The sequence below is a fragment of the Paenimyroides ceti genome (genome assembly GCF_030409925.1).
Genome location: NZ_JAUFQU010000001.1, coordinates 3,115,333 through 3,128,800, shown reverse-complemented (window position 1 = coordinate 3,128,800; position 13,468 = coordinate 3,115,333). Strand labels below are relative to the sequence as shown.

Here is a 13,468-nt window from a genome sequence, read left to right as displayed (position 1 = left end):
AAAGTATATGAAAAATATTTTATACCTGCTGTTGTTTGTTTCTGCGCCTGTTTTTTCTCAAAATGGTCAGGCGTATCAGATTTACAATGCAAAAGGAAAGAAAGTGACGTATGATAAAATGGTAAAACAGCTACAGGATAAAGATGTAGTTTTGTTTGGTGAATTTCATGATAATTCTCTGGCTCACTGGTTGCAGTTAGAGCTGACTAAAAGCCTGGCTCAGAAAAGAGGATTGACATTGGGTGCAGAAATGATTGAGGCAGACAACCAGTCGCAGCTAAACGATTATCTGGCTGGCAAAATTGATCAGAAAGCATTTGATACTATTGCGCGTTTATGGAATAATCATAAAACAGATTACAAACCGTTAGTCGATTTTGCAAAAAAGAGCAAAATACGTTTTATAGCGACTAATGTACCGCGAAGATATGCGAGTAAAGTGTATAAAGAAGGTGTGGAAAGTCTGGAGCTTTTAAGTGCTGAGGAGAAATCCTGGATAGCACCGCTTCCTTTTCCGTATGATGAAAATCTACCGGGTTACGTGAAAATGATGGAAATGTTTAAAGACAGTAATCATGCAAATCCGAATTTTCCAAAATCACAGGCCATAAAAGATGCAACAATGGCTTATTTTATCTCAAAAAACATAGAGGCTGGAAAACTGTTTGTGCATTTTAACGGTTCTTATCACAGCAACAATTACGAAGGTATTTACTGGTACCTCAATACGTATAATCAAGCGTTAAAAGTTGCTACTATTGCTACTGTTTCTCAGGCAGAGGTTAAAAAAATGGATCCGGAAAATAAAAACCTTGCTGATTTTATAATTGTCATTGATGAAGATATGACAAAAACCTTCTGATGAAGCCGTTGAGAATTAAATACTTGTGAGACGACTTGCGATGCTGTTTAAATTCAGTATAAATAACACAGGCAGGTTTGATTGTTTTTGTAAATAGCCGTATTTTTGTCTGATTTTTTTAAGGAAAAAAACTATTATAATTTCATTATGGCAAAATCTGCACTTTTAAAGTCGTCAATCGGTAAAAAATACTGGATGGCACTTACGGGTTTATTTTTATGCTTGTTTTTAGTGGGTCACTTAGCAGGAAACTTACAGTTGATTTTCGGAACTGATTTACAGTTCAATCAATATGCTTTGTTTATGACCACTAATCCGGCAGTAAAAATTCTATCTTATTTAACGTATTTATCTATTTTATTTCATGCGATCGATGGAATTGTTTTGACTATTCAGAATAAAAAAGCGAGACCAATCGGGTATGTGAAAAACAATGCGTCAGCAAACAGTACTTGGCAGTCTCGTAATATGGCTGTTTTGGGAACTCTGATTCTGATTTTTATTGCTACTCACATGATGAACTTCTGGGCAAAAATGCACTTTTCAGATATGCCGTTGCAATCTCAGAGAGTGATCATTGAAACTCCGGCAGGACCACAGGAAATAGATGTGCATAATACAACAGACGGTTCTTTTATTGTGATTCAGAAAGATCCTGAAGGAAAGACAGTATATGCTGATGTATCTGCTGGTCAGGTAGAATTGAAAGATGGAAAAGATTTTTACATAGGAGAGTTGAAAGTTAAACAAGGATATAAAGACTTGTATAAAATCACGATTGATTTCTTTAAAGATCCTGCGTACGGATTATGGTTTACACTATTTTATGTGTTCTCTATGGCAGTTTTAGCATTCCATTTATTGCATGGATTCAAAAGTGCTTTCCAATCGTTGGGTGTCAATAATCCAAAAGTAAATGGTTTAATACGTTGTGTAGGTACTGGTTTTGCAATCATCGTTCCTCTGTTATTTGCGATTATTCCTATTTACATTCACTTTATTAAATAATCATTAAAGAATTTGATGATGAGCTTAAACAACAAGATTCCTCAAGGTTCCATAGATAAGAAATGGACAGATTATAAAGATCATATTAACCTGGTAAACCCTTCAAACAAGCGTAATATTGATGTTATCGTTGTGGGTACAGGGTTAGCAGGTGGTTCTGCTGCTGCAACATTAGCAGAATTAGGTTATAATGTAAAAGCATTCTGTTATCAAGATTCGCCTCGTAGAGCACACTCAATTGCTGCTCAAGGAGGTATCAATGCTGCTAAAAACTATCAGGGAGACGGTGACTCTGTTTACAGATTATTTTATGATACTGTAAAAGGAGGTGACTATCGTGCGCGTGAAGCTAACGTACACCGTTTGGCAGAAGTTTCAGTAAACATCATCGACCAGTGTGTTGCTCAGGGAGTTCCGTTGGCACGTGAATACGGAGGTTTGTTAGATAACCGTTCGTTTGGGGGAACTCAGGTTTCACGTACTTTTTATGCAAAAGGACAGACTGGACAACAATTATTATTAGGGGCGTATTCAGCAATGAACCGTCAGATTGGTCGTGGAAAAATAAAAATGTATAACCGTCACGAAATGCTTGATTTGGTAATCGTGAATGGTAAAGCAAGAGGTATTATCGCACGTAACCTGGTTACAGGTGAAATCGAAAGACACTCAGCTCACGCAGTTGTGATTGGTACCGGAGGTTATGGAAACGTATTCTTTTTGTCAACAAATGCAATGGGATCTAACGTAACGGCTGCATGGAAAGCACACAAACGTGGAGCCTACTTTGCAAACCCTTGTTATACACAAATTCACCCGACTTGTATTCCGGTAACGGGAGACCATCAGTCAAAATTGACATTGATGTCAGAATCGTTGCGTAATGACGGTCGTATATGGGTGCCAAAAAAATTAGAAGATGCACAGGCAATTCGTGAGGGGAAATTAAAACCTGCTCAGATTGCGGAAGAAGACAGAGATTACTATTTGGAAAGAAGATACCCTTCTTTTGGTAACTTAGTACCTCGTGATGTTGCTTCGCGTGCTGCAAAAGAACGTTGTGATGCCGGTTTTGGTGTTAACGCAACCGGAGAAGCGGTTTATCTTGATTTTGCATCGGCAATTGAGCGTTACGGAAAAGAACAGGCACTTATTCATCACTTAGATGTAAATGATGCTAAACTTGTTTATAAATTAGGAAAAGACGTTGTAGAAAATAAATACGGAAACTTATTTCAGATGTACTACAAAATTGTAGACGAAGATCCGTATACTACACCGATGATGATTTATCCTGCGGTTCACTATACAATGGGTGGTATATGGGTTGATTACAATCTGATGACAACCATTGAAGGATGTTACTGTATCGGAGAAGCAAACTTCTCTGATCACGGAGCAAACCGTTTAGGAGCTTCTGCATTAATGCAGGGATTAGCAGACGGATATTTTGTACTGCCTTACACAATTGGTAACTATTTATCTGACGATATCAGAACCGGTAAAATTCCTACTGATACTCCTGAATTTGAAGAAGCTGAGCGCAATGTAAGATCCATGATTGATCACTTGATGAACAATAAGGGAGCTCATACGGTTGACTACTTCCATAAGAAATTAGGAAAAATTATGTGGAACAAAGTTGGTATGGCGCGTAATGAAAAAGGATTAAAAGAAGCAATGGTAGAAATTGCTGAACTGAGAGAAGACTTCTACAAAAATGTAAAAGTATCAGGAACTGCTGAATCCTTTAATCAGGAACTTGAAAAAGCATTACGTGTGGCCGATTTCTTGGAATTAGGAGAATTGTTTGCCAAAGATGCTTTACACCGTGAAGAATCTTGTGGAGGACACTTCAGAGAAGAACACCAGACAGAAGATGGAGAAGCAAAACGTGATGATGAAAACTTTGCGTATGTAGCGGCTTGGGAATATAAAGGAAAACCAAGTGATGCTGTTCTTCATAAAGAAGACCTGGTATATGAAAACATTAAATTGGTAACTCGTAGTTATAAATAATATTTGAGCTTAGACTTTTTATATTTCTAAACTCACTGTAAAAATTCTGTACAAATGAATCTTACATTAAAAATATGGCGTCAAAAAAACGCACAAGATAAAGGTAGTATGGTCGATTATAAAATCGGCGGTATTGAACCAGATATGTCTTTCTTAGAAATGCTTGATGTATTAAACAACGAGCTTGTTGAGAAAGGTGACGAACCTGTGGCATTCGATCACGATTGTCGTGAAGGTATCTGCGGTATGTGTTCATTATTTATCAATGGAGAAGCACACGGACCGGATCGTGGTATTACTACTTGTCAGTTGCATATGCGTAAATTCAAAGAAGGGGATACTATTTATATTGAACCTTTTCGAGCAAAAGCATTTCCGGTAATCAAAGATTTGGTTGTAGACCGTTCTTCTTTTGACCGCGTACAACATGCCGGAGGTTTTATTTCTGTAAATACTTCAGGTAATACACAGGATGCAAACAATATTCCGATTAAAAAGCACGATGCAGACAGAGCTTTTGATGCAGCTACTTGTATTGGTTGTGGAGCTTGTGTAGCTTCTTGTAAAAACTCATCAGCAATGCTTTTCGTTTCTGCAAAAGTTTCTCAGTTTGCTCTGTTGCCACAAGGTAGAGTTGAAGCTACGGAACGTGTATTAAACATGGTAGAAGCAATGGATAATGAAGGTTTTGGTAACTGTACCAATACGGGAGCATGTGAAGTGGAATGTCCGAAAGGAATTTCATTAGAAAACATTGCCCGTATGAATAGAGAATATTTAAGTGCTTCTGTAAAATAATAAGTGCTTAATTGATATCAAAAGCCCAACGGAAACGTTGGGCTTTTTTATTTTTGATAATAAGCAGGTTTTTATTTTTTTTCTTTTTATTGTGACTATTGTTATATTTGTCGTTAAAACATACTTTTATGAGAATATATATTACAATCCTGCTTAGTTTAATTGTACAATGTATAACAGCACAGCATCTGGCTGGTGTAGGTTATCGTAAAGCTATTCTTACCTATGAAGATGGTAGTCACGAAACAGGTTATATAAACATTAAAAAAAATGTTTATGAAACTTTTTTCGTTTCATCTAGTTCTAAAGAGCATATAAATTTTAAAGCTGAAGGATCCAAAAAAGCTGAAAAAATACCAACCAGAAATATATATACCATAGAAATAGAAGAGAGAGACAATACAAAGTTCTTGCTTTATAAAGTGGTAGTTAAGAATATAAATGATAAAACAGGAGAATATAGACGTAGAGAAGATGTAATGTTTCTGAATAAATACATTGATGGTCCAATGGAGGTTTATGGATATCTTTTAACACTGTATGAAGGTAATATGAAAGTAACAACGGGTAGTTTCATCAGTGTTATAAAAATGCCTGGAAGTAATTTTGGTGTAGCAACTAAAGGGATCCGATGGATTAACACCGTTCCAAATTTTAAAGCTATTAGTCAGCTGTTGAAAAGCTGTCCGGAAGCAAAAGCCTATTTAGATGAACATTATACAAATATCGGTTGGTTCAAGCTTAATTATGTAGGTAAAATTCAAAAAGAAATTCGAACCGTATTACGAGAGAATAATAAAGAAAATGAAGCAGCTGACAAAGAGAAATATAAATCGGTATCAGATGTAGAATTGGAAGTCCAGTTGCGCTTTTATGAAGAAATAAATGAAAAATACAAAGAGTTTTGTGGTGATATGATATAGAGTATTGGCTGATTTTTATCTTATATATAAAAAGATCAGTACGAACATTTTAAAATCCAGTTATTTAATTCCGCTTTATTGTTAATCAGATTTTAGGATGGAATAACACATTTGTGTGACTGTTGTTGTAACTTTATAGATATGAAACAATGTGAAAATTATTTCCTGTATCATTTATTTCAAATATTTAGCCAATGAAAATAGCTCTTGTACAATTCTCTCCTGTATGGCAGGATAAACAAAAGAATCTTGACCTTCTGACACAGAGGTTGGAAAATATAGATCAGACAGTAGATTTGGTAATATTGCCTGAGATGTTTACGACGGGGTTTACAATGTCGCCTCAAGAAGTATACGATACTCAGGATGGAATTACCTTGTCATGGATGCAAAAAATGGCAGAGAAGCATCAGTTTGCCATCACAGGAAGTGTTGTGATTAAGGAAGATAATCGCTATTTCAACAGATTATATTTTGTATTGCCCAATGGTGATTATTATACCTATGATAAAAGACATCTTTTTACACTCGCCGGCGAAGACAAGGTTTATGATGCAGGAATAAATAAATTAACTGTAATTTACAAAGATTGGAAAATAAGACCCTTGATATGCTATGATCTCCGATTTCCGGTTTATTCAAGAGTTGTTGAAGAAGACTATGAGCTTTTGATTTATGTTGCTTCTTGGCCTGATCAGCGAATTTACGCCTGGGATGCGTTATTAAAGGCCCGCGCGATAGAAAATATGTGTTTTGTAGCTGCTGTTAATCGTAGTGGTACCGATCCCGCAGAAAATAAATATTCAGGACATTCTCAAATGCTTGATTATATGGGGCAATATCTTCAGCAGCCTGTAATAGGAGATAAAATTGAGATAATAGAACTGTCAAAAGAAGGACTCAAAAAAGCCAGAGAGAAGCTTGCTTTTCTAAACGATGCCGATCATTTTGAACTTTATTGACAAATAAATAATAAAACGCGGCATATACAAGCGGCGTTTTTTATGTGTTATTATTCCCTGGGAACAGGAAGTATGAGTGTTTCTTTCATTTCCCAATTTGGTCGGACATCAATCTCTTTGGCAAAATAATATACTTCTTCGGGTTGCCGGCGATCCAGATATTTACCTGTATCCCATTTTCCATTATTATTTTCATCATAAATAACGCGGATAAAGTATTTGTTAGGCGTAAGGTGATTAAATACCACAGGTTTGTTTTCTGTAAGAATCTCAAAAGCTGTCAATACTTCTTTATCATTCAGAATCTGTACAATCAGAGGGAAATTTTTTGTGTTTTCAAGTGTTATTGTTAGGTTGCCGTAATCAGTATACGCCTTCGTGGTGAGCTGACTCACAATGCTATCATTTTGTTTGCCATAAAAGTCGGTAATGGCTCCTGGTAATAAAGTCAATGTATACTTTTCTTTTTCCTTTTTCTCAAAATGGATCGTTGTTGCCAGATTAAGGGAATCGGCAAAAAGAGTAAAAGGAACATTTGCAGAATCTTTACCGATCAATTGTATTTTATCAGCTGCTAATTTCCGAACAGGGGTTGTAGTACTTATCTGAAGACTGTCTCTGAAATCAAGCGACCCTGATTTGTTCAGACTTACTTTCAAAGAATCCTGCATCTTTACCTGCCGTGTTTTAATTGTATATTCTTTTTCATAGTCTTTATTTTTGAAACGGAAAGTTACAGAATCCATTGGAGCTAATGGAGTAAAGACATGTAGAGAATCTTTTTGAGGAACTTTTGAAAAAGCAAAATCAATAGGTTTATTATTGCCCAAGAGTTCCATTTTCAAATTTTTATAATCACCTTCATAAGGCACCAGCCATTTATTTTTACTCGTCATTGAGGGTCTGCCGGCACTTTCTTTTTTTACTTCTTTAAACAGGGTCAGGTCAAATGTTTCCTCTGTAGGCAATGTTATGGGTTTTTCGTAAAAAGCAATTTTATCAGACTGTGGGTCAAACTTGTAATTGTTGTTCTGGTCTTTTAAAGCAAATAAATAATAACTTCCTTCTTTGATGTTTTCAATAGAAAAAGAGGTAAGGCTATCAAGGGTATTGGTGATATAGATAGGTTTTTCTTTATAAATAGTTGAATCATTGAATTGAGTCGCATCATATAAAACAACATTTACAAAATTATCCGTTTTTTTACTGTATGCATCCTTGATATTACCGCTTACTTTTAAGGAATCAATGTAATCACCTGTAGAAAAAACATATTTAAAAGCGGTAAAAGGATTTCCTTCGTTATTATCTACTATGCTTCGTCCAAAGTTAAAGCTGTAGGTTGTATTGCTTTTAAGGGTGTCCAGTATTTTAATGGTAATCGATTTACTTGCAAATCCCATAGGAGTTACTTCAGGTATAGTATTCATCGGAGGAGATATGATAAGGTTTTGATTCAGCTTATCGATCTTTATATACTCATCAAACACGATTTTTATATCCTTTTTATCAAAATGAACGGAATAATTTTCAGGAGAACTACTTATTATTACAGGCGCTAAAGTATCCATGGGACCTCCGGTAATCATTCCCCTTTTGGCACAACCAGAAAAAAGAATCAAACTGATAAAAGCAAAAAATAGCAGAACTCTTAAAAACTTCATAGAATATAATTTCGTACAAAGTAAGCGATTTTTTATTTTATCGAAAACGTTTTGGTTACAATTATCTGGCACAGGCTATTGTAAATATGCTTAATTGTACATTTTCTATTTTCAAAAGTTCATTTCCTGCTTTTTCAATTGTGGATCCTGTTGTAACGACATCATCAATCAGTAAAAAATGTTTGCCTGAATCTGTATTGTCAAAATTCACTGTAAACATATCCTGATGAATCTCACTACGGCTAAAAAGCGATTTTTTAGTTTGTGATTTACTGTAAAAATTCTTTTTAAGTCTTTCTCCGTTATAGGGAATGTTGAATAGTTCTGAAAGTTTCTGACAAAAAAAATCGAGCTGATTGTAGCCTCGCTCCTTCTGTTTTTTTGGATGTAGCGGAATGGAAACAATTTCATCAACCGTATTAAACAGTCTATGGTTAGTGGAACGCTCATAGACCATCTCTGCCAAAAAGATCCCGATTTCCTGTTGATTCTTGTATTTTAAGTGGTGAATCAACTGTTTAGCGATACTTCCGTCTTCATAGAATAATAAGGCTGAAGCGTTTTTTATTTTCAGCTTACCATAAAACCTGCGAAGGAGCTCCGGAAAAGCGTTTTCACTGATTGGAACTCTTTCTAAATGATGCAGACAATAGGTACAAATATAAATTTCCCGATGCATTAAGATCTCATTGCAACCATAGCACAATGGAGGGAATATAAGATTGAAAAAACCCTGGCGCATAACTGTTATATTTATATTTTCTCAATTTATGGAAAAAATTTAGCAAGAGCAAAAAAATCTTATTTAATAGTAGAGATAAACCTTTAGAATTTAGGCATTTTTAGTATTTTTGCACCATGGCAAAACAAGAAGATATTTTTAAGAATGTAATTTCGCATGCAAAAGAATACGGATATATATTTCCGTCAAGCGAAATTTACGATGGATTGAGCGCTGTATATGATTATGCTCAAAACGGAGTAGAATTAAAGAAAAACATCCGTGAATATTGGTGGAAGTCAATGGTTCAGATGCATGAAAATATTGTAGGGATAGATGCTTCTATTTTTATGCATCCTACTACCTGGAAAGCATCAGGACATGTTGATGCCTTTAACGATCCGTTAATTGATAATAAAGATTCCAAAAAAAGATATAGAGCAGATGTGCTTATTGAAGATTACTGTGAAAAATTGTATCAGAAAGCGCAAAAAGAGATTGAAAAAGCAAGAGGGCGCTTTGGTGACTCATTTGACGAAGAACAATTTGTGGCAACTAATCCAAGAGTAATAGAATATCTGTCAAAGAAAAAAGAAATTCTGGAAAGAATGGCACACGGGCTTGATTCGGGTGATTTAGCTGATGTAAAAGCACTTATTGAAGAGTTGGGCATTTCAGATCCTGAGACCGGTTCTAAAAACTGGACAGAGGTACGCCAGTTCAATCTTATGTTCGGAACCAAACTTGGAGCTTCAGCAGATACAGCTATGGATTTGTATCTGCGCCCGGAAACGGCACAGGGTATCTTTGTAAATTTTCTAAACGTTCAGAAAACAGGGCGCATGAAAATCCCTTTCGGAATTGCTCAGACCGGAAAAGCATTCCGTAACGAAATTGTTGCACGTCAGTTTATTTTCCGTATGCGTGAATTTGAACAGATGGAAATGCAGTTTTTCGTAAAACCCGGAGAGGAAATGAAATGGTATGAGTACTGGAAAGAAACCCGTCTCAAGTGGCATTTGTCTTTAGGATTAGGAAAAGAAAATTATCGTTTTCACGATCATGAAAAATTAGCGCATTATGCCAACGCAGCAGCGGATATTGAATTCAATTTTCCGTTCGGATTTAAAGAATTGGAGGGGATTCACTCCCGTACAGATTTCGATCTAAAAGCACATGAGCAACATTCCGGAAAGAAACTACAGTTTTTTGATAACGAAACCAATAGTTCTTATGTACCATACGTGGTAGAAACATCTGTCGGGCTTGACCGTATGTTTTTATCGGTGTTCTCGAAATCCCTGAAAGAAGAAGTTTTAGAAGACGGTTCTACGCGAACAGTTTTGCAATTGCCATCTGTATTAGCTCCGACAAAAGCTGCTATCTTGCCGTTGGTTAAAAAAGACGGACTTCCTGAATTGGCGCGTACGATTATTGATGAACTGAAATGGGACTTTAATGTGGCTTATGATGAGAAAGATGCTGTAGGGCGTCGTTATCGCCGTCAGGATGCTTTGGGTACACCGTTTTGTATTACAGTAGATCACCAGACTATTGAAGATAATACGGTAACGATTCGTCACCGCGATACCATGCTTCAGGACAGGGTAGCTATTTCTGAATTGAGAAGAATTATCGAAGAAGAAGTTTCTATGAGAAACTGGTTAATGAAAATGTAATAAAAAAGCGACTTTGAAGTCGCTTTTCTTTTGGGGTTAAACTTTATGTTTTTTAATATATTGGCTTATTTCATCCATGAATTCATCCATGGATACTTCAAGTACCAATAACGAGAGTGCTTTGTCGGTGATGCCATTGATGTCGCCGGCAAAACCCAATGCGGAGGTAAACTTTCTCAGGATCTCCTTTTGTTTAGGACCCAGCACATGATTTACATATACCATGCGTGCGAGATCATACAAGCGCTCAATGCGTTGTGTCTGCAAATAGGGAGGATTTACAGGGTAATTATTTGGATTTGCTAAAATTTTCGTATAGTCTTCTTCTGAAATGTCTAATTTTTTAGCTAATTCATTGATAAAATGCATTTCCTCCTCACTGAAATCGCCATTTGAAAGTGCTACTCTCACAATAGATGCGAAATGACCTTTGTTTCTTTCTTTGAAACCTGAGTCATAGATGTCGTAACTTAACATAATCGAGGTTTTTATTCATAAACAAAAATAGAAATAAAAACGAGGTACGCAATAAAATTAAGAAATATTTACATTTTATACCTTTTTAGAATCTTTGAATATTTAGTCCTAAAAAATTTTTATAACACAAACTTATCTTTATTTTTGTTGTGCGAATCCGGCAAGAGACAAAGTGTTGTTTTGGAGTCTTAGAATGCTGGATTTCAGATTTGTTATATGGAAAATCATATAGAAAGTAAGCGTGAAAAATATGATAAAGCCTATCTTAGAATTGCAAAAGAATGGGGGCAGTTATCATATTGTCATCGCAGAAAAGTAGGTGCCATTATTGTAAAAAACAAAATGATCATTTCTGACGGCTATAACGGAACGCCTTCAGGCTTTGAAAATTGTTGTGAAGATGAAGAAGGAATTACTAAATGGTATGTATTGCATGCTGAGGCAAATGCTATTTCAAAAGTAGCAAAATCTACCCAAAGCTGCGAAAACGGAACATTGTATATAACAATGTCTCCTTGTAAAGACTGTAGTAAACTGATTCACCAATCAGGAATTACACGGGTAGTTTACGAACAAGGTTATAAAGACCAATCGGGAATTGATTTTCTAAAGAGGGCAGGAGTAGAAGTAATGCAGATTTCAAATTTGGAAGCATCAATAAATGAATAAACGTACTTATTTGTGGCCTGTTGTTGTGACTGGTGCACTGGCGGCAGGAGTTTTTTTAGGAGGTTTTATTGAACGTACTACTTCTCCCCGTACTTCCTATGACGATAAAGCAAGAATCAAGCTTAATAAGCTTATTGATCTGATAGAACAGGAATATGTTGATAACGTAGATACTGATTCTATCATAGATTTGACGATGAATAATCTTTTGGAACATCTTGATCCGCATTCTGTTTATATTGCACAGAGTGAAATGGAAGAGGTACAGAAATCAATGAAAGGTTCATTTGTCGGAATTGGTATTAATTACAATCTTTTTAACGATACGCTGGCTATTATCAAAGCCATTCCGGGCGGTCCTTCCTATAAAGCCGGATTGCGGGCAGGAGACAGAATTCTGTTTGCGGATAACCATAAGATTTTTGGTAACAATCTTACGAATGACTCTCTGGTCAATATCCTCAAAGGAAAAATGGATTCCACTGTCAAGTTAAAAGTATATAGAAAAAAAGATGGTAAGTTTCTCAACGTTGATGTAAAGAGAGGAGAGATTCCACTGAAAAGTGTTGATGTTGCCATTAAGATAAACGATACACTCGGGTATATTAAAATCAATCGTTTTTCAGAGACAACGTATAAGGAGTTTAAAGCAGGATTGGATAAATTACAGGCTAAGGGAATGAAATCACTTGTGCTGGATTTACGGGATAATGGTGGTGGATATATGGAGCCTGCAATTCAGATTGCCGATGAGTTTCTTCGAAAAGATGAAATTGTTGTCAAGACAATAAATAAAAAAGGAAGTGTCACTCTTAATAAAGCAACCGAAAAAGGGAGCTTTGAAAAAGGAAGCCTGTTTTTGTGGGTTAATGAGAATTCAGCTTCTGCAAGTGAGATCATTGCGGGTGCAATACAGGACAATGACAGAGGTATAATAATAGGACGCAGAACGTATGGAAAAGGATTGGTTCAGAGAGAAATGTATCTCGGTGACGGATCAGCGGTAAGATTGACTACCGCAAGGTACTATACTCCATCCGGACGTTCTATTCAAAAACCGTACACCAGCGGTTATGAAGATTATAATAATGAACTCTCACATCGTTTCGAAAGCGGGGAGTTGTACGAAAAAGACAGTATTTACTTATCTGATTCTTTACAATTCAAAACCAAAGCAGGAAGAATCGTATATGGCGGCGGCGGTATCGTTCCGGATGTATTTGTACCGTTGAAAAGTAAACATGGAGAGGACGCTATTCAGCTCTTAATGCGTACCGGGCTTGTAAGCTATTATGTATTTGAAGAAATAGATAAAGAACGAAACGTTTTAGAAGCGCTTGATGTGAATACATTGTCTCAAAGAGTTTCGACACAACCGAAATATTTTAATGATTTAAAGAAACACCTCATTGCAAACGGACTTTCTTTTAATCTGGACAGACATAAAAACAATATCATCTTCTATCTGGTAGCAGAATATATTAATCAGTTAAAAACAGACGATGACTATTATATGTGGATCTTAAAAGAAGATCCTATGTTGAAAAAAGTATTGAATAAATAATAGGCAATATTTTACAGAGTAAAATATCCTTTGTTTTACACATTAATACATTACAATAAGACCACTGAAGCAGTGGTCTTATTGTTTTATTAGTATGTATGCATGAGGTTTTATAGAATGAT

At 35.8% G+C, this 13,468-nt stretch carries 12 protein-coding genes; 9 read left to right on the top strand and 3 right to left on the bottom strand.

Annotated elements, in window-relative coordinates:
- Nucleotides 1-7 precede the first annotated feature (7 nt).
- From QW060_RS15330 to QW060_RS15305, 6 genes are all read left to right on the top strand, one after another.
- Complete coding sequence (locus QW060_RS15330) at nucleotides 8-862, top strand: ChaN family lipoprotein (RefSeq protein WP_290364338.1); 855 nt, start codon at nucleotides 8-10, stop codon at nucleotides 860-862.
- 147 nt (nucleotides 863-1,009) lie between these two features.
- Nucleotides 1,010-1,870 (top strand): succinate dehydrogenase cytochrome b subunit, encoded by an 861-nt coding sequence (locus tag QW060_RS15325; RefSeq protein WP_290364337.1) that lies wholly within the window; start codon nucleotides 1,010-1,012, stop codon nucleotides 1,868-1,870.
- An 18-nt stretch (nucleotides 1,871-1,888) separates the two neighbouring features.
- Nucleotides 1,889-3,889, top strand: a complete 2,001-nt coding sequence (locus QW060_RS15320) for a fumarate reductase/succinate dehydrogenase flavoprotein subunit (RefSeq protein WP_290364336.1) — start codon at nucleotides 1,889-1,891, stop codon at nucleotides 3,887-3,889.
- A 54-nt stretch (nucleotides 3,890-3,943) separates the two neighbouring features.
- Complete coding sequence (locus QW060_RS15315) at nucleotides 3,944-4,687, top strand: succinate dehydrogenase/fumarate reductase iron-sulfur subunit (RefSeq protein WP_290364335.1); 744 nt, start codon at nucleotides 3,944-3,946, stop codon at nucleotides 4,685-4,687.
- Between the two features lie 410 nt (nucleotides 4,688-5,097).
- A complete protein-coding gene (locus QW060_RS15310; protein WP_290364334.1) occupies nucleotides 5,098-5,610 on the top strand; it encodes a hypothetical protein in 513 nt (170 codons plus the stop codon).
- A 194-nt stretch (nucleotides 5,611-5,804) separates the two neighbouring features.
- Nucleotides 5,805-6,572, top strand: coding sequence for a nitrilase family protein (locus QW060_RS15305; RefSeq protein WP_290364333.1), 768 nt, complete (start codon nucleotides 5,805-5,807; stop codon nucleotides 6,570-6,572).
- 50 nt (nucleotides 6,573-6,622) lie between these two features.
- Here the strand turns inward: QW060_RS15305 and QW060_RS15300 are convergent, their stop codons facing one another.
- Together QW060_RS15300 and QW060_RS15295 are read right to left on the bottom strand one after the other, a co-directional pair.
- Nucleotides 6,623-8,236, bottom strand: coding sequence for an Ig-like domain-containing protein (locus QW060_RS15300; protein WP_290364332.1), 1,614 nt, complete (start codon nucleotides 8,234-8,236; stop codon nucleotides 6,623-6,625).
- Between the two features lie 61 nt (nucleotides 8,237-8,297).
- Nucleotides 8,298-8,978, bottom strand: coding sequence for a ComF family protein (locus QW060_RS15295; RefSeq protein WP_290364331.1), 681 nt, complete (start codon nucleotides 8,976-8,978; stop codon nucleotides 8,298-8,300).
- Between the two features lie 116 nt (nucleotides 8,979-9,094).
- On the opposite strand from QW060_RS15295, the gene QW060_RS15290 reads away from it, so the two are divergent.
- The gene (locus QW060_RS15290) at nucleotides 9,095-10,636 is read left to right on the top strand and encodes a glycine--tRNA ligase (RefSeq protein ID WP_290364330.1); all 1,542 of its coding nucleotides are present in this window, start codon (nucleotides 9,095-9,097) and stop codon (nucleotides 10,634-10,636) included.
- A gap of 36 nt (nucleotides 10,637-10,672) precedes the next feature.
- Here the strand turns inward: QW060_RS15290 and QW060_RS15285 are convergent, their stop codons facing one another.
- Nucleotides 10,673-11,113, bottom strand: a complete 441-nt coding sequence (locus QW060_RS15285; protein ID WP_290364329.1) for a TerB family tellurite resistance protein — start codon at nucleotides 11,111-11,113, stop codon at nucleotides 10,673-10,675.
- 216 nt (nucleotides 11,114-11,329) lie between these two features.
- Here QW060_RS15285 and QW060_RS15280 point away from each other — a divergent pair, with 216 nt between their 5' ends.
- Together QW060_RS15280 and QW060_RS15275 are read left to right on the top strand one after the other, a co-directional pair.
- Nucleotides 11,330-11,782, top strand: coding sequence for a deoxycytidylate deaminase (locus QW060_RS15280; RefSeq protein WP_290364328.1), 453 nt, complete (start codon nucleotides 11,330-11,332; stop codon nucleotides 11,780-11,782).
- The gene (locus QW060_RS15275) at nucleotides 11,775-13,346 is read left to right on the top strand and encodes a S41 family peptidase (protein WP_290364327.1); all 1,572 of its coding nucleotides are present in this window, start codon (nucleotides 11,775-11,777) and stop codon (nucleotides 13,344-13,346) included. The genes QW060_RS15280 and QW060_RS15275 overlap by 8 nt, the downstream gene beginning before the upstream one ends.
- The last annotated feature ends 122 nt before the right edge of the window (nucleotides 13,347-13,468 follow it).

Bases quoted from the DNA above. Each gene is read 5' to 3' on its own strand.
- QW060_RS15330 (WP_290364338.1), top strand. From the start codon at position 8: ATGAAAAATATTTTATACCTGCTGTTGTTTGTTTCTGCGCCTGTTTTT.
- QW060_RS15325 (WP_290364337.1), top strand. From the start codon at position 1,010: ATGGCAAAATCTGCACTTTTAAAGTCGTCAATCGGTAAAAAATACTGG.
- QW060_RS15320 (WP_290364336.1), top strand. From the start codon at position 1,889: ATGAGCTTAAACAACAAGATTCCTCAAGGTTCCATAGATAAGAAATGG.
- QW060_RS15315 (WP_290364335.1), top strand. From the start codon at position 3,944: ATGAATCTTACATTAAAAATATGGCGTCAAAAAAACGCACAAGATAAA.
- QW060_RS15305 (WP_290364333.1), top strand. From the start codon at position 5,805: ATGAAAATAGCTCTTGTACAATTCTCTCCTGTATGGCAGGATAAACAA.
- QW060_RS15300 (WP_290364332.1), bottom strand. From the start codon at position 8,236: ATGAAGTTTTTAAGAGTTCTGCTATTTTTTGCTTTTATCAGTTTGATT.
- QW060_RS15295 (WP_290364331.1), bottom strand. From the start codon at position 8,978: ATGCGCCAGGGTTTTTTCAATCTTATATTCCCTCCATTGTGCTATGGT.
- QW060_RS15290 (WP_290364330.1), top strand. From the start codon at position 9,095: ATGGCAAAACAAGAAGATATTTTTAAGAATGTAATTTCGCATGCAAAA.
- QW060_RS15285 (WP_290364329.1), bottom strand. From the start codon at position 11,113: ATGTTAAGTTACGACATCTATGACTCAGGTTTCAAAGAAAGAAACAAA.
- QW060_RS15280 (WP_290364328.1), top strand. From the start codon at position 11,330: ATGGAAAATCATATAGAAAGTAAGCGTGAAAAATATGATAAAGCCTAT.
- QW060_RS15275 (WP_290364327.1), top strand. From the start codon at position 11,775: ATGAATAAACGTACTTATTTGTGGCCTGTTGTTGTGACTGGTGCACTG.